A 16,303-nucleotide genomic window follows, 5' to 3' on the forward strand; every position below is an offset into this window, starting at 1 on the left:
ATTAAATGTTTCACGTGGAACATTTTACTGAATTGGAGTTTTATTGGGTGTCCCTGGTTTTCGGGGATATTTTTTTGGTGTTGCTTTTTGTTTAGAAAATACATACAGTTTTCTTTCACTGTTTTCTACAGGTAATTGAAACGCATGATCCTCTTCCAGTTGAGCCCCTAAAACTTGCAAGGCTTTCTTCGCATCCTTTAGTTCATCCTCTGCTGAAGCTGCCTTCATAGCGACGAAGCGTCCTCCTACCTTTACTAATGGTACACATAGTTCAGATAGTACAGACAAGCGAGCTACAGCACGCGCAGTTACCACATCAAAGCTTTCTCGATAAGCTGTATTTTGGCCGAACTCTTCGGCACGTGCATGGACGAATGACACGTTCTCAAGTCCTAACTGGTCACTTAGATGATTCAGGAACTGAATACGTTTGTTTAATGAATCTACGATGGTGACGCGCATTTCTGGGAAACAGATCTTCATTGGAAGACTAGGAAATCCTGCTCCAGCTCCGACATCACAAACAGTTAACGGTTTTGAAAAGTCTACATAAAATGCAGCTGAAATCGAATCGTAGAAATGTTTAAGGTATACATCTTCTAGTTCCGTGATCGCTGTCAAATTCATCTTTTCATTCCATTCAACAAGCAGTTCAAAATACTTCTTGAACTGCTCGATTTGATGGTCTGTTAACTCGATTCCCTTTTCTTTTAAAGCTTCTATAAATTGTTGTTCGTTCATGACGTTCTCCTTAACTTGAGACTTTGGCGATGCGTCCTTGTTCGATATACACCAGTAAGATAGAGATATCTGCTGGATTTACTCCAGAAATACGAGAAGCTTGAGCAAGCGATAGCGGCAAGACTTCCTTCAGTTTTTGTCGCGCTTCAGTAGCTAGGCCTGAGATTGCATCGTAATCGATGTTTTCTGGAATCTTTTTGTCTTCCATCTTCTTCAGCTTGTCTACTTGTTGAAGTGACTTCTCAATATACCCTTCGTATTTCACTTGGATTTCAATCTGTTCTTTCACATCTTCAGATAATTCGTCTTCAGATGGGACCAGTTGTGCCACCAAGTCATAGTTCATTTCAGTACGTTTCAGTAAGTCTGATGCACGAATTCCATCTTTAAGCTCACTTCCTCCGATAGAACGGATCAAGCTTTGCGTCTCTTCGTTTGGTTTGATGATGATGCTACGAAGTCGTGCGAGTTCTTTTTCAATCGCATCTTTTTTCGCAAGAAAACGCTCGTGGCGCTCATCGCTGATTAGACCAATTTGATGCGCAAGTTCTGTTAGACGAAGGTCGGCATTGTCATGACGTAATAGTAAACGGTACTCTGCACGAGACGTTAACAAACGGTAAGGCTCGTTCGTCCCTTTTGTGACTAGATCGTCAATCAACACACCGATATAGGCGTCTGAACGGCTAAGAACGACTTCTTCTTCGTCTTTTGCACGGCGAGCTGCATTGATTCCAGCCATCAGGCCTTGTCCAGCTGCTTCTTCGTACCCTGACGTTCCATTGATTTGACCAGCTGTATATAGATTCTTGATTTTTTTCGTTTCAAGTGTCGGCCATAGTTGCGTTGGTACCATTGCATCGTATTCAATCGCATACCCTGCGCGCATCATCTCTGCTTTTTCAAGTCCTGGGATGCTTTCTAATAGACGGCGTTGGACGTGCTCTGGAAGACTTGTAGATAAGCCCTGTACATACACTTCTTTTGTATTGCGGCCTTCTGGCTCTAAGAAGATTTGATGACGTGGCTTGTCATTGAAACGTACGATTTTGTCTTCAATAGATGGGCAGTAACGAGGACCTGTACCTTTGATCATTCCTGAATACATCGGAGATAAATGCAAGTTTTCTTCAATGATCTGGTGGGTCTTCTCCCCTGTATATGTTAACCAGCATGGCAGTTGATTCATGATAAATTCCGTTGTCTCAAAGCTGAACGCTCGTGGGACATCGTCTCCTGGCTGGATTTCTGTCTTTGAGTAGTCAATCGTGTTGGAATTGACACGTGGCGGTGTTCCTGTTTTAAAACGCACCAAGTCAAAGCCAAGTTCACGTAAGTTGTCAGCTAGCTTGATAGATGGCTGCTGGTTGTTTGGGCCTGATGAGTACTTCAGGTCTCCAATAATGATTTCACCGCGTAAGAACGTGCCTGTTGTGACAACGACTGTCTTCGCGTGGTAGATAGCTCCTACTTGAGTGATAACACCTTTTACTTCGTTATCTTCTACAATTAGCTCTTCTACAACAGCCTGATGTACAGAAAGATTTGGCTGTTCTTCCATCAGACGCTTCATTTCTTGTTGGTATAAGACTTTATCTGCCTGTGCACGTAGCGCACGGACAGCAGGGCCTTTCCCTGTATTCAACATACGCATTTGGATGTGGGTACGGTCGATGACTTTCCCCATAGCTCCTCCAAGTGCATCGATTTCACGGACAACGATTCCTTTTGCCGGTCCTCCTACAGATGGGTTACATGGCATGAAGGCGATCATATCTAAATTTATAGTTAATGCGAGTGTTTTGGCACCCATGTTAGCTGCAGCGAGCGCTGCTTCTACACCGGCGTGCCCAGCACCAATGACGATTACATCGTATGTGCCTGCTTCAAATGTACGCATAGTCTCTTCCTCTCTTCCTTTATTTCCCGAGGCAGAACTGAGCAAAGAGCTGATCGATCAGACTTTCTTCTACTGTATCTCCGACGATTTCTCCTAGTATTTCCCAAGTTCGTGTTACATCTATTTGAATCATATCAACCGGAACGCCCTCTTCTGTGGCATCCAGTGCATCTTGAATGGTTTGTTTAGCTTGATGAAGAAGCGCAATATGACGAGCATTAGATACATAAGTCATGTCCCCACCTTGCATACCGCCTTCAAAGAACAATTTCGCAATTTCTTTTTCAAGCTCATCGATTCCTTCGTCTTGCAAGATTGATGTCGTGACGATACGGCGATGCCCCGCAAGCCCTGCGAGCTGATCATAATCGAGCGCTTGAGGCAGATCCGTCTTGTTGACAATGATGATGGTCTCCATCCCATGTGTCGCTTCGATCAAGCGCATATCTTCCTCACTGAGGGCTTCTGAGTGGTTCATCACAAGAAGGATGAGGTCCGCTTCTTTTAACACTTGACGAGAGCGCTCGACACCGATACGTTCGACGATATCTTCCGTCTCTCGAATCCCTGCCGTATCCACGAGTTTCAGTGGCACGCCACGCACATTGACGTATTCTTCAATGATATCACGGGTCGTTCCCGCAATATCTGTGACTATGGCTTTATTTTCTTGAATCAGACTGTTTAGTAGAGATGACTTTCCGACATTTGGACGCCCTACAATCACCGTAGAAAGGCCTTCTCGCAAGATTTTCCCTTGCATGCTAGTCTCTAGCAGCTTTTCAATCTCTTGCTTCACCCAGGTCCCTTTCTCGCGCATTAAAGGGATGGTCATCTCTTCTACATCGTCGTATTCCGGATAGTCGATATTTACTTCGACTTGTGCAAGCGTCTCGAGTAGTGCTTGACGTAACGTTTGAATCAAACGAGACAAACGTCCGTCCATCTGACCAAGAGCCACATGCATCGCCTTATCCGTCTTCGCACGGATCAAGTCCATGACCGCTTCTGCTTGTGATAAATCGATACGGCCATTCAGGAAAGCACGTTTTGTAAACTCTCCTGGCTCTGCCATACGTGCACCTGCACGCAGGACAAGCTGTAGTACCTGGTTCACGGTAACAAGTCCGCCGTGACAGTTGATTTCCACGACGTCTTCTCGCGTGAACGTCTTTGGACCGCGCATCAAGGACACCATGACCTCTTCGACGACTTCTTCAGTGTCTGGCCGCACTAGATGGCCATAATGGATGGTGTGCGTCGCTTCTTGCTGAAGCTTTTTATGGGAGGGAGAACGGAATATCTGATCAGCAATTGAAACAGCCTCTGGACCACTCAGGCGCACAATTGCGATCGCCCCTTCTCCGAGTGGTGTGGAAATCGCTGCAATTGTATCAAATTCCATAGTTGGTTTCTCTCCTCTATCCGACACTTATCCACACGTGGATAAGTCGTTTTTAGTTGAATTCACTAACACCTTACAATAGCATATTTTTGTGGAAAACTCTAGTTGCGGAACTGTGACGATTCGTCTTCAGCTACAAAAAACTGATGAATAATTTCGAAAGTAGAGTTGGATTCAAAGACGCAGAATTCCCACTTTGGGGTATCCATTCATATGCAAATCAAAAAAAGAAGCCCGCTGATGAGGGCTTCTCGTTTTATGCTTCGATTGGTTCAATGACCAAGTGACGGTGTGGATCGGTTCCGACTGAGTATGTGTCGATATCAACGTGCGTCGAAAGCGCATTATGGATGATTTTCCGTTCGTAAGCGTTCATCGGCTCGAACTCTACTTTTTCTCCAGAACGACGGGCTTTTTCAGCCATTCGCTCTGCAAGCTGTTCCAGTGCGACTCGACGCTTCTCACGGTAGTTCTCCACGTCGATTTTGACGATCATGAAGTTTCCAGAATGTTTGTTGGCTACTAATTGAACGAGCTGTTCGAGCGCATTCAATGTCTGTCCACGCTTTCCGATGAGCTGCGCCGCTTTGGCACTGTTCAACTGGAAATGCACATACTTTCCTTCGATTTCATGAGTGACATCTAGGTCGTGAATCCCCATGCCTCCTGCCACTTGCTTCATATAAAGAATCGATTCTTCGATGGCCTTGTCATTAGAGGCAGCTGATTTCTCTGTAGGCTCCTCTGACACTGGCTCTTCGACTTGTGGTTCCTGCTGCACTGGCTCTGTCGGTTCGGCAACAGGTTCTTGTACCGGTGCTTCTTCAACTGGAACCGGCTCCGGGTCTGAAATCAGAGATGTTAGAGAAGAAGTCGATTTAACGCCTTCCTCATCTTTTACGCTCACTATCACAACTGCAGGCTTCGCTCCTAGACCGAGAAAGCCTTTTTTACCTTCATCTAAAATCTTGATCGATGCTTGGTCACGACGAATTCCAAGCTCTTTTAATGCTTGTTGAATTGCCTGCTCACTGTTTGCTGCAGTTTGTGTAGTGGATCTCATCTCTTTTTCCCTCCCGTTTGAACTGGAACCGCCTTAGGTTTGTTCCAAGGCTTGTAAATCACTAAGTTTTGGATTAAAGAAATAATGTTTCCGATAACCCAGTACAGGGTCAATGCGGATGGTAACACGAGACCGAATCCAACGATCATGAATGGCATGATGTACATCATGATGCGCATTTGCGGATTGTCCATTGCAGGACCTGTCATCAATGTGACGAGTTGGAATACCCCAGCCAAAATCGCTAGCGTAATACTTGGTTCTGCTAATGGGAAGATCAAGAAATCACCTAAGTTGATTTCTGGTGTAGCGTTCATTCGGCTGATTGCGTGATAGAAACCAATCAGGATCGGCATCTGCACGAGTACTGGTAAACAGCCGGCCGCTGGATTGACGCCGCGTTCTTTAAAGAGCGCCATCATCTCTGCTTGATACTTTTGTTGTGTCTGTGCATCTTTTGAGCTGTACTTTTCACGAAGCTTTGCAAGCTCCGGTTGCACTTCTTGCATCTTTTTCGAGCTCTTCGTCTGTTTGATCATTAATGGTAGAATCGCCAAACGAATGAGGATTGTTACCGCAATGATTCCCAGTCCGTAGGTCCCGAGAAGATTTTTAAAATACGAGATAGTTGAAACGAGCGGCCATACGATGAATTCGTTCCAGAAACCAGATGATTCATCATAGATCGGTTCGTTAAATTCTGTACACCCTGCTAAAAACAGTGCTGTGAACACAAGCAGAGTGAGAAGTAACTTCTTTTTCACCTTGTACGTCCCCCTGCATTATCTTTTCTTCATCTTACCACTCGGTCGATAAACTTTCGCGATTTTCAAAACGTGTTCGAGACTTTTTTTGGTCTCATGAAAATCCAGTGTGGCCGCCGGTATCCTGGCGATAATAATATAATTGGCGGGTTGAACATCGTCTTTCAGTTCTAGAAAGGTCTGACGTATGTACCGTTTGACGCGATTGCGTGTGACCGCATTTCCGACTTTCTTGCTGACGGACAAGCCGACGCGGAAATGGGTTTCTTCACTTGGCAACACGTACACAACGAACTGTCTATTGGCATACGACGTTCCTTTTTTAAAGATATGCTGAAATTCTTTGTTGTCTTTGATCCGCTGGTGTTTATTCATGGACCTCCGACCTTCCTATTTCATTCTAATCGAGTTGCGAACGCCCTCTGCATTCAACTTATCGAGTTACGCCTCCGCATCTACTACTGCAATCCAGTTTCAGGCGTTAGAATGCTGCATCTTCATTATCGAGTTACGCCTCCTAGAAATACATTCAAAAATCAGTCACACCCATAGAGGCAAAGAACACCTCCACGGGCATGCCTGATTCCCGAAGCATTTCTGATCGAACGCCTTCCGCATCTTTTAGTAAAAAAAAATCCACTGAGGGTTCAGTGGACTTATGCTGATAATACTTTTCTTCCTTTAGCACGGCGTGAAGCTAATACGCGGCGGCCATTCTTTGTGCTCATACGTGCACGGAAACCGTGAACTTTGCTGCGTTTACGTTTATTTGGTTGGAATGTACGTTTCATTGTGTAAGACACCTCCTGCTTTGACTATTCTTAAATATCTCTAGACAGTCTTGACTATTATACTGAAATCTGTTCCCAACTGTCAATGCCGAAAATCAAATTTGTGTTTGTGATCCCTCTCAAGTTATCCACATCTTCGACAGATACTTGCAAAATTCGATGTGAGTATGTAAAATCACCTTTCTAAGTTATCAACACCCCTTATGAACAGTTTTTGCACATATACCACCCTGTGGACAAATCAAAATGTGTAACTTTCGGGCTTTGTGGATAAGTTTAATCAACTCTTGTCAGTACTAGGTAAAAATGATATGCTAATTGTGTTTTACTCTGTACATAAAAAATTCCGCTATTTCAGTTATCCACATCTGTGAGTAAAGTGTGGATAATATTTTTCACAGTGTGTGTAAAGTTTTATCCACATGCTTTTTATAATGTGTATAACCGTTCTATATTTTTTTCACCATGTCGAATTTCGCCTGGTGTTTTTTCTACCTGAAATGATGACAGAGAAGAAAGGAGTGTACTTCGTTGGACCAACTTGAAGAACTATGGGGCCGTGTGTTGGCTGAAATGGAAAAGCAAGTCTCAAAGCCAAGTTTTGAAACGTGGCTGAAATCTACCAAGCTACTTTCTTATAAGCAGGATACGCTGACCATTGCAGCACCCAACTCATTCGCTCGGGACTGGTTAGAAAACCACTATGTCCATCAGATTGCCGCTATTTTGCACGATCTTACAGGAAAAGAAGCGATGATCTCATTTATCGTTCCTAAAGATCAGAACTTAGAAGATTACGATATTCCCGCACCAAAACCAATGGTCTCGCAGGACGACCAGCCCGACTTTTCACCGGGTATGCTGAATTCCAAATACACCTTTGACACCTTCGTCATCGGCTCTGGAAACCGTTTTGCTCACGCCGCTTCACTAGCTGTAGCAGAAGCACCTGCAAAAGCTTATAACCCGCTCTTTATTTACGGGGGAGTAGGACTTGGAAAGACCCACTTGATGCATGCGATTGGTCATTATGTACAAGAACACAATCCGAACGCTAAAGTGGTGTATTTGTCGTCTGAAAAATTCACGAATGAGTTCATTAACTCAATTCGTGACAATAAGACGGTGCATTTCCGCAACAAATACCGCAATGTAGATGTGCTGCTAATAGATGATATTCAGTTCCTCGCTGGAAAAGAATCGACGCAAGAAGAATTTTTCCATACATTCAATGCATTGCACGAAGAATCTAAGCAGATCATCATCTCCAGTGACCGTCCGCCTAAAGAGATCCCGACGCTTGAGGACCGCTTGCGTTCTCGTTTTGAATGGGGCTTGATTACGGATATCTCACCACCAGATTTGGAGACACGGATTGCCATCTTACGTAAGAAAGCCCGTGCAGACGGCCTGGATATCAGCAATGAAGTGATGGTCTACATCGCTAATCAGATCGATTCCAACATCCGTGAGTTAGAAGGCGCGTTGATTCGCGTCGTCGCGTATTCGTCTTTGATCAACCGCGACATTAATGTGGATTTGGCAGCTGAAGCGTTAAAAGATATCATGCCAAACAACCGCTCTCGCGCTATCACGATTTTAGATATTCAAAAAGTGGTCGGGGAGCATTATCATGTGCGTCTTGAAGACTTTTCAGCTAAGAAACGTACGAAATCGATTGCCTACCCACGCCAGATTGCGATGTATCTGTCTCGTGAATTGACGGATTTCTCGCTACCTAAAATTGGGGAAGAGTTTGGAGGGCGAGATCACACGACTGTGATTCATGCGACGGAAAAAATCTCGACGCTGCTTAAAACAGATGAGACATTGAAGAATGAAATCAAACAGATTAAAAGTCTGCTAGGCCGCTCGTCTGGATAATGTGGATAACTCTAGTAGTTTACCTGTAGTTTATAAACACGTTGTGCACATGTGGATAACCTTTATTCTCTAAGGAAAAATGCACTTATACACATATTCACAGTGCCTATTACTATTGCTGTTATTCTTTAATAAAAATAAATATGTATATAAGGAGCTGATTTCAGCGTGAAATTTGAAGTAATGCGAGATCGCTTACTCGAGGCATTGAATGATGTCATGAAAGCAGTAAGTTCAAAAACCACTGTCGCTATTTTGACAGGGATTAAGATCGAAGCTAAAAAAGAGGGAATCTACTTAACAGGTAGTGACGCAGATATTACGATTCAAACATTCATTCCAGTAGAAGAAGACGGAGAACAAATCGTTCAGCTTACACAAACGGGTTCTATCGTATTGCAAGCCCGCTTCTTTAACGAAATCGTCCGCAAGCTTCCTACAAACGATGTTCTGATTGAAGTGAAAAACGGTTATCAGACAGATGTGCGTTCTGGAAAATCAGAGTTCCACTTGATCGGCCAAGATGCGAATGACTATCCACTGCTTCCTCAAATGGAAGAAGATCAGTCATTCACGATGCCGGCAGAACTTGTGAAATCAATCATTCGTGAAACTGTATTCGCTGTATCGACTTCAGAAAGCCGTCCTGTTCTAACAGGCGTCAACTGGCAGATCCGTGATGGCGAATTGATGTGTGTTGCTACAGACAGCCACCGACTTGCTCGTCGTTCAACGAAGCTTGAGCATGCTCCGGCAGAAGAATACAATGCAGTCATTCCAGGAAAGAGCTTGAACGAGCTCAACAAAATCCTTGAAGACAACTCAGAGCCTGTTGAAATCGTCCTAACGCCTCAGCAGATCTTGTTTAAAGCAGGAAACGTGTTGTTCTATTCTCGCTTACTAGAAGGGAACTACCCGGATACAAGTCGTCTGATTCCTTCTGAACATAAGACATTGGTTGTCGTAAATGGCCGTGCGCTTCACCAAGCGATTGACCGCGCATCTTTACTTGCACGCGAAGAACGCAACAATGTCGTTCGTTTTACAACACAAGGACAAAGTGCAGTCGAAATCTCTTCAAACTCTCCTGAAATCGGGAAAGTTGAAGAGCAGGTACTAGCGGAACAGATTGAAGGCGAAGAGCTTGTGATCTCGTTCAGTGCGAAATACATGATGGACGCTTTAAAAGCCATTGAAGGCCATGACGTCCAGATCCAGTTCACAGGCGTGATGCGCCCGTTCATTTTAAAATCGGTTCACGATGACGCGATTCTTCAGCTGATTCTTCCGGTTCGTACGTATTAATCTCTAAGGAGTCGCTCAGTGTAGCGACTCCTTTTACTTATGTACAAATATAGGGTAAAATGGAGTGATAATGACTTTTAGAAAGAGTAGGTATTCAACCGATGAATGAAATACGATTTGATTCAGAATACATCACACTCGGCCAACTGCTGAAAATGGTTGGTGCGATAGACTCTGGCGGGATGGCAAGACCGTTTCTTCAGATGAACACGGTGTTTGTCAATGGAGAAGCAGAAGAGCGCAGAGGGAAAAAACTGCGTACAGGGGATGTCGTACTGATTCCGCAGCATGGAAAGTTTAAACTGATCGGACCTGAGGCGTAAGATGCATATAGAGACATTGAGGCTTAGCAATTATCGAAATTACGAAGCAGCATCTGCTGAATTTTCCAAGAATGTGAATGTTTTTCTTGGCGAAAACGCACAAGGCAAAACTAACATCATGGAAGCCATCTATGTACTCGCCATGGCAAAGTCCCACCGGACGTCCAATGATAAAGAATTGATACGCTGGGACGCGGAATATGGTAAAATAAAAGGTGATGTTCATAAAAAATATGGGTCTATCCCATTTGAATTGACCATCTCTCAAAAGGGCAAAAAAGCAAAGGTCAATCATCTCGAGCAATCACGTCTCAGTGATTACATCGGCCAGATGAATGTGGTCATGTTTGCGCCCGAAGATCTGAATTTAGTAAAAGGCAGCCCGCAGGTGAGAAGACGGTTTTTAGATATGGAAATCGGCCAGATATCACCTGTCTATTTGCATGACCTTTTGCAATTTCAGAAGATTTTAAAACAACGCAACCATATACTCAAACAGAACCAAGGGAAACCTTCGCTCGATGATGTGATGTTTGCGATTTATACAGAACAATATGTAGAGGCAGCTGTCAAAGTCATCGCCAAGCGTATGCAGTTCATTGAGTTGTTGCAGTCCTGGGCAGAGACCATTCATCATGGTATTTCCCGAGGACTGGAGAAGCTAAACATCCGTTACCACTGTACAGCCGGAATTTATTTCGAGACAACAGTAGACGAATGGAAGCAGCAACTGACAGACAAGCTGGAGAAATCCCAGCGTACAGAATTGCAGCGCGGGACCACGTTATACGGACCGCACCGAGACGATCTGCAGTTCTTCGTTAATGATTATGATGTCCAGACATACGGCTCTCAAGGGCAGCAACGAACTACAGCGTTGTCACTGAAATTGGCAGAGATTGAACTGATCCATCAAGAAGTCGGCGAACCGCCGATCTTGCTTCTCGATGATGTGTTGTCTGAACTGGATGATTACCGTCAGACGCATCTGCTGAATACGATACAAGATAAAGTGCAGACGTTCGTCACTACTACCACAGTGGATGGACTGACACACGACGTTGTTACACAAGCCAAATTGTTTCATGTGGAACATGGAACAATTCAAGAAAAATCCCATGTGGAATAGATGTGCCAAACAGAAAGAGTAGGTGAGTCACTTGGCAATGGAAGAAAAAGAATTACAAACTTCTTATGATGCGGATCAGATTCAGGTTTTAGAAGGTCTTGAAGCCGTACGCAAACGTCCAGGTATGTATATTGGTTCTACCAGTTCAAAAGGTCTTCACCATTTAGTATGGGAAATCGTTGATAACTCAATCGATGAAGCATTGGCTGGGTATTGCGACCATATAACAGTCACGATTGAAAAAGATAACTGGATTCGCGTTGAAGATAACGGACGCGGAATTCCTGTAAGCAATCATGAAAAGATGGGAAAACCTGCTGTTGAAGTCATCATGACCGTGCTTCATGCCGGCGGTAAGTTCGGTGGTGGAGGCTACAAGGTATCCGGTGGACTTCACGGTGTAGGTGCCTCTGTAGTAAATGCATTATCAGAACACGCAGAAGTCATCGTTCGACGTGATGGCAAAATCCATGAAATCAAATTTGAGCGCGGTGCTGTGACACAACCACTTCAAGTGATTGGCGACGCAGACACGACGGGTTCTACAACTCGTTTTAAAGCGGATCCTGAAATCTTCACAGAGACGACGGTTTATGAATTTGATATTCTAGCAAACCGAATCCGTGAACTGGCTTACTTGAACCGTGGGCTTGCTATTACGATTCAAGATGAGCGTGAAGGTGAAGAACAGAAAAAGACGTTCCACTACGAAGGTGGAATCAAATCTTACGTTGAACACTTAAATGCCAAAAAAGAGCCACTTCATGAAGAACCAATCTTTGTGGAAGGTGAAAAAGAAGGCATCACAATAGAAATCGCCATGCAGTATAATGCAGGCTACAATGCAGCCATCTTCTCATTTGCGAACAACATCAACACATATGAAGGTGGTACGCACGAATCTGGATTCAAAACGGCTTTGACGCGCGTTATCAATGACTACGCACGCAAAAACAACTTGTTGAAAGAATCTGAGACCAATCTAACGGGTGACGATGTACGTGAAGGTCTTACAGCTATCATCTCTATCAAACACCCAGATCCACAGTTTGAAGGTCAGACTAAGACGAAGCTAGGGAACTCAGAAGTCAGCCAGATCACGAACAGCTTGTTCTCTGAAGGTTTTGAGCGTTTCTTACTTGAAAATCCTTCAGTAGCTCGTCAAGTCGTTGAAAAAGGCTTGATGGCAGCACGTGCTCGTGTAGCTGCGAAGAAAGCTCGTGAGTTCACGCGTCGCAAGTCAGCTCTTGAAGTATCGAGTTTACCAGGGAAACTGGCAGACTGTTCGTCACGAAATCCGGAAGAGAGTGAACTATACATCGTAGAGGGTGACTCTGCGGGTGGTTCAGCAAAATCCGGCCGTGACCGTCACTTCCAAGCAATCCTGCCACTTCGCGGGAAAATCTTGAACGTAGAGAAAGCACGTCTTGATCGTATTCTTGGAAACAATGAGATCCGTGCGATGATTACAGCTCTTGGTACAGGAATCGGTGGGGAATTCAATCTGGAGAAGGCGCGTTACCATAAAGTCGTCATCATGACAGATGCCGATGTCGATGGGGCCCACATTCGTACGCTACTGTTGACGTTCTTCTTCCGCTTTATGCGTCCGTTGATTGAAGCAGGTTATGTCTATGTGGCACAGCCGCCGCTTTATCAAGTGAAGCAAGGGAAGCATATCGAGTATTGCTACAATGACGAGCAGTTACGTGCCATCCTCGAGAGCTTACCGAAGCAGCCAAAACCGAATGTACAGCGTTACAAAGGTCTTGGTGAGATGAATGCCAGCCAGCTTTGGGAGACGACGATGGATCCAGAATACCGTACGCTCCTACAAGTCAACTTAGAAGATGCTCTTGAAGCGGACGCGATTTTCGAACAACTGATGGGCGATGAAGTAGAACCACGCCGCCAGTTCATCGAAGACAACGCCGTTTATGTGAAAAACTTAGATATTTAATGACACGTTCCACATCTCGTCAGTCGTTTTGGCGGGATGTGTGATTTCGTTTAGGTGAAGAAAGAATGGGAGGTCAACCAGCATGTCGGAAGTACCGAATAAAGGCGTAAAAGGAATTAATATCAGTAATGAGATGAAGACTTCATTCCTGGATTATGCCATGAGTGTTATTGTCTCGCGAGCGTTACCGGATGTACGAGACGGATTAAAACCGGTTCATCGCCGAATTCTATACGGAATGCAAGAACTCGGGAATACACCGGATAAATCGTATAAAAAGTCAGCGCGTATCGTCGGTGACGTAATGGGGAAATACCACCCACACGGCGACTCCTCTATTTACGATGCGATGGTACGTATGGCTCAAGATTTCAGCTACCGCTACATGTTAGTAGACGGTCACGGAAACTTTGGTTCCATTGACGGGGACGGAGCAGCGGCGATGCGTTACACAGAATCCCGTATGTCCAAAATTGCGATGGAAATGCTGCGCGACATCAATAAAGATACGATTGATTACAAAGACAACTACGATGGCCAAGAGAAAGAGCCGGCTGTCTTACCGAGCCGTTACCCTAACTTACTTGTAAACGGAGCTTCAGGTATCGCAGTTGGGATGGCAACGAACATTCCATCACACAACTTAGGCGAAGTCATCGACGGCGTTTTAGCGCTTGCTGAAAACCCGGCGATCACAATCGACGAGTTGATGGAATACATCCCAGGGCCAGATTTCCCGACAGGCGGTATCATTTTAGGACGAAGCGGCATTCGCCGTGCTTATGAGACGGGTCGCGGCTCTATCATCACACGTGCTAAAGTTGAGTTTGAAGAAAAAGCGAGTGGCAAACAAGTCATCATCGTTAAAGAGATCCCGTATCAGGTCAACAAAGCGCGCTTGATTGAAAAGATTGCAGAGCTTGTGCGTGATAAAAAGATCGACGGCATCACCCACTTAGCGGATGAATCAGACCGCGACGGTATGCGTATCGTTATCGAGTTACGTAAAGACGCCAACACACACGTCTTACTTAATAACCTATACAAACAGACCCAACTCCAAACAAGCTTTGGTGTGAACATGTTGGCACTTGTCGACAACCAACCAAAGGTCTTGAACTTGAAGGAAGCTCTGTATCACTATTTAGAACACCAAAAAGTAGTCATCCGTCGCCGTACCCAGTTCGATTTGAACAAGGCGAAGGACCGTGCGCACATCTTAGAAGGTCTTCGAATCGCTCTGGACCATATCGACGAAATCATTGCTCTTATTCGTGCTTCTCAAACAGGAGACGAAGCAAAGCGTGGCTTGATGGAGAAATTCGAGCTGTCTGAGCGTCAAGCACAGGCTATTCTTGACATGCGTCTGCAACGTCTAACAGGACTTGAGCGTGACAAAATCGAAGAAGAGTACAATGCGTTGCTTGAATTGATCAAAGAACTAACGTTCATTCTAGAAAATGATTATCGTGTCATTGAAATCATTCGTGAAGAGCTGACAGAGATCCGTGACAAGTTCTCGGATGCACGTCGCACAGAAATCATGGCAGGCGGAGCAGAAATCATGGAAGACGAAGATCTGATTCCAGAAGAAAACTCTGTACTGACACTAACGAACAAAGGCTACATCAAACGTTTGCCGGTCAACACGTACCGCAGCCAGCGTCGTGGTGGTCGAGGCGTCCAAGGAATGGGTACGAACGAAGATGACTTCGTAGAACATCTACTCAATACGTCGACACATGATACGATCTTGTTCTTTACGAACAAAGGGAAAGTGTACCGTGCTCGTGGATTTGAGATTCCTGAATACGGCCGTACGGCAAAAGGGTTGCCACTCGTCAACCTATTGAATATCGAACGTGATGAGCAGGTCACTGCCATGATTCCGATGTCTTCATTCGAAGAAACGGAATACTTCATCTTCACGACTCGTGATGGAGTGACAAAACGAACGCCAGTGACGGCATTTGCTAACATCCGTACAAACGGTTTGATTGCTGTATCTCTTCGTGAAGAAGATGAACTGATGGCTGTTCGTCGTACAAATGGCGAGAAAGATATCATCATCGGAACGCACCAAGGACGTTCTATTCGTTTCAAAGAGACGGATATCCGTTCAATGGGACGGACTGCAGCCGGTGTTCGCGGAATCAAATTACGCGAAAACGATTATGTCGTCGGCATGGAAATCCTTGAAGACGATCAAGAAGTATTGGTTGTTACAGAGAACGGGTACGGAAAACGTACTCCAGCCTCTGAGTACCGCTTGCAGTCTCGTGGCGGCTACGGTATCAAGACGTGTCAGATCACTGAGAAGAACGGAAACTTAAGTGCTCTGAAAACTGTAGACGGTACAGAAGACTTGATGTTGATCACGCTTCAAGGAATGCTGATCCGTATGGCTGTCGAAGACATCTCTACTACTGGACGTTCTACACAAGGTGTCCGTCTGATGCGCTTAAGTGATGAGGAAAAAATCGCGACTGTTGCGAAAGTAGATAAAGGTGAAGAAGAGCTGGAGTTAGAAGAAGAAGGTTTTCCAACACTGGATGAGTCGGATACTTCAGATGATACTTCTACTATAGAAGAAGAATAAGAACCACCTTTTATAAAACGCACTTATGGTTTCATAAGTGCGTTTTATTTTTTTAGTAAAATAATGTTGACCTTTTCCTTTATAGCTGTTATGATAAGTAGGTCGCTAAGGCAGCACAGCAAAAACATAATAAAGTGTTGACAACGTTTTGATAAGTTGCTATACTTTAAAAGTTGTCTCAAGACGACATATGAACATTGAACATTGAAAACTGAACATGCAAGACGTCAAGATAGAGCGTCACCGCCCCGACCCCCGTTGGGTGTGCGTGACGCAAACAGAACCAAACTACTTCCTATAAACGGTCGTAGTGGACGTTCAAAAATGGACATCATTATGATGCCAGCAACAAAATGAGCTTCTATTAAGTTCTCTTTTATGGAGAGTTTGATCCTGGCTCAGGACGAACGCTGGCGGCGTGCCTAATACATGCAAGTCG

General features: G+C 44.7%; 13 protein-coding genes and 1 rRNA gene. 7 read left to right on the forward strand and 7 right to left on the reverse strand.

All coding sequences use genetic code 11. The features are described 5' to 3' along the window. Positions 1-24: 24 nt before the first annotated feature. The 7 genes from rsmG to rpmH form a co-directional block, all read right to left on the reverse strand. Positions 25-741, reverse strand: coding sequence for a 16S rRNA (guanine(527)-N(7))-methyltransferase RsmG (gene rsmG, locus CF394_RS03320; RefSeq protein WP_094941855.1), 717 nt, complete (start codon positions 739-741; stop codon positions 25-27). Positions 742-751: 10 nt separating this feature from the next. Next, the gene (gene mnmG, locus CF394_RS03325) at positions 752-2,641 is read right to left on the reverse strand and encodes a tRNA uridine-5-carboxymethylaminomethyl(34) synthesis enzyme MnmG (RefSeq protein ID WP_094941856.1); all 1,890 of its coding nucleotides are present in this window, start codon (positions 2,639-2,641) and stop codon (positions 752-754) included. Positions 2,642-2,660: 19 nt separating this feature from the next. Continuing rightward, positions 2,661-4,046, reverse strand: a complete 1,386-nt coding sequence (gene mnmE, locus CF394_RS03330) for a tRNA uridine-5-carboxymethylaminomethyl(34) synthesis GTPase MnmE (RefSeq protein WP_094941857.1) — start codon at positions 4,044-4,046, stop codon at positions 2,661-2,663. Positions 4,047-4,302: 256 nt separating this feature from the next. After that, a complete protein-coding gene (gene jag, locus CF394_RS03335; protein WP_094941858.1) occupies positions 4,303-5,109 on the reverse strand; it encodes an RNA-binding cell elongation regulator Jag/EloR in 807 nt (268 codons plus the stop codon). Continuing rightward, positions 5,106-5,873: a membrane protein insertase YidC gene (gene yidC, locus CF394_RS03340; RefSeq protein ID WP_094941859.1), complete on the reverse strand. Its 768-nt coding sequence runs from the start codon at positions 5,871-5,873 to the stop codon at positions 5,106-5,108. Before yidC ends, jag begins: the two co-directional genes overlap by 4 nt. 18 nt (positions 5,874-5,891) lie before the next feature. Further along, positions 5,892-6,248 (reverse strand): ribonuclease P protein component, encoded by a 357-nt coding sequence (gene rnpA, locus CF394_RS03345; RefSeq protein ID WP_094941860.1) that lies wholly within the window; start codon positions 6,246-6,248, stop codon positions 5,892-5,894. Between the two features lie 281 nt (positions 6,249-6,529). After that, positions 6,530-6,664, reverse strand: coding sequence for a 50S ribosomal protein L34 (gene rpmH, locus CF394_RS03350; protein WP_094941861.1), 135 nt, complete (start codon positions 6,662-6,664; stop codon positions 6,530-6,532). A 531-nt stretch (positions 6,665-7,195) separates the two neighbouring features. Here rpmH and dnaA point away from each other — a divergent pair. The 7 genes from dnaA to CF394_RS03385 form a co-directional block, all read left to right on the forward strand. Beyond that, on the forward strand, positions 7,196-8,548 hold the full coding sequence (dnaA, locus tag CF394_RS03355; RefSeq protein WP_094941862.1) for a chromosomal replication initiator protein DnaA: 1,353 nt from the start codon (positions 7,196-7,198) through the stop codon (positions 8,546-8,548). A 168-nt stretch (positions 8,549-8,716) separates the two neighbouring features. Further along, the gene (gene dnaN / locus CF394_RS03360; RefSeq protein ID WP_094941863.1) at positions 8,717-9,853 is read left to right on the forward strand and encodes a DNA polymerase III subunit beta; all 1,137 of its coding nucleotides are present in this window, start codon (positions 8,717-8,719) and stop codon (positions 9,851-9,853) included. Positions 9,854-9,954: 101 nt separating this feature from the next. Continuing rightward, a complete protein-coding gene (yaaA, locus tag CF394_RS03365; protein ID WP_094941864.1) occupies positions 9,955-10,176 on the forward strand; it encodes a S4 domain-containing protein YaaA in 222 nt (73 codons plus the stop codon). Position 10,177: 1 nt separating this feature from the next. Further along, positions 10,178-11,305, forward strand: coding sequence for a DNA replication/repair protein RecF (gene recF / locus CF394_RS03370; RefSeq protein WP_094941865.1), 1,128 nt, complete (start codon positions 10,178-10,180; stop codon positions 11,303-11,305). A 37-nt stretch (positions 11,306-11,342) separates the two neighbouring features. Further along, positions 11,343-13,265 (forward strand): DNA topoisomerase (ATP-hydrolyzing) subunit B, encoded by a 1,923-nt coding sequence (gene gyrB, locus CF394_RS03375; RefSeq protein ID WP_207761671.1) that lies wholly within the window; start codon positions 11,343-11,345, stop codon positions 13,263-13,265. Between the two features lie 82 nt (positions 13,266-13,347). Further along, positions 13,348-15,864: a DNA gyrase subunit A gene (gene gyrA, locus CF394_RS03380; RefSeq protein ID WP_094941867.1), complete on the forward strand. Its 2,517-nt coding sequence runs from the start codon at positions 13,348-13,350 to the stop codon at positions 15,862-15,864. A 375-nt stretch (positions 15,865-16,239) separates the two neighbouring features. Further along, a 16S ribosomal RNA gene (locus tag CF394_RS03385) occupies positions 16,240-16,303 on the forward strand; the annotation flags it as partial.

Origin of the sequence: Tetzosporium hominis (assembly GCF_002265435.1) — a bacterium.
Classification (GTDB): Bacteria; Bacillota; Bacilli; order Bacillales_A; family Planococcaceae; genus Chryseomicrobium; species Chryseomicrobium hominis.

What these genes read in the sequence shown, in the direction of transcription:
- gyrA (WP_094941867.1), top strand. Translation starts at nt 13,348, where the DNA reads ATGTCGGAAGTACCGAATAAAGGCGTAAAAGGAATTAATATCAGTAAT.
- rnpA (WP_094941860.1), bottom strand. Translation starts at nt 6,248, where the DNA reads ATGAATAAACACCAGCGGATCAAAGACAACAAAGAATTTCAGCATATC.
- yaaA (WP_094941864.1), top strand. Translation starts at nt 9,955, where the DNA reads ATGAATGAAATACGATTTGATTCAGAATACATCACACTCGGCCAACTG.
- mnmE (WP_094941857.1), bottom strand. Translation starts at nt 4,046, where the DNA reads ATGGAATTTGATACAATTGCAGCGATTTCCACACCACTCGGAGAAGGG.
- mnmG (WP_094941856.1), bottom strand. Translation starts at nt 2,641, where the DNA reads ATGCGTACATTTGAAGCAGGCACATACGATGTAATCGTCATTGGTGCT.
- gyrB (WP_207761671.1), top strand. Translation starts at nt 11,343, where the DNA reads ATGGAAGAAAAAGAATTACAAACTTCTTATGATGCGGATCAGATTCAG.
- rsmG (WP_094941855.1), bottom strand. Translation starts at nt 741, where the DNA reads ATGAACGAACAACAATTTATAGAAGCTTTAAAAGAAAAGGGAATCGAG.
- rpmH (WP_094941861.1), bottom strand. Translation starts at nt 6,664, where the DNA reads ATGAAACGTACATTCCAACCAAATAAACGTAAACGCAGCAAAGTTCAC.
- recF (WP_094941865.1), top strand. Translation starts at nt 10,178, where the DNA reads ATGCATATAGAGACATTGAGGCTTAGCAATTATCGAAATTACGAAGCA.
- jag (WP_094941858.1), bottom strand. Translation starts at nt 5,109, where the DNA reads ATGAGATCCACTACACAAACTGCAGCAAACAGTGAGCAGGCAATTCAA.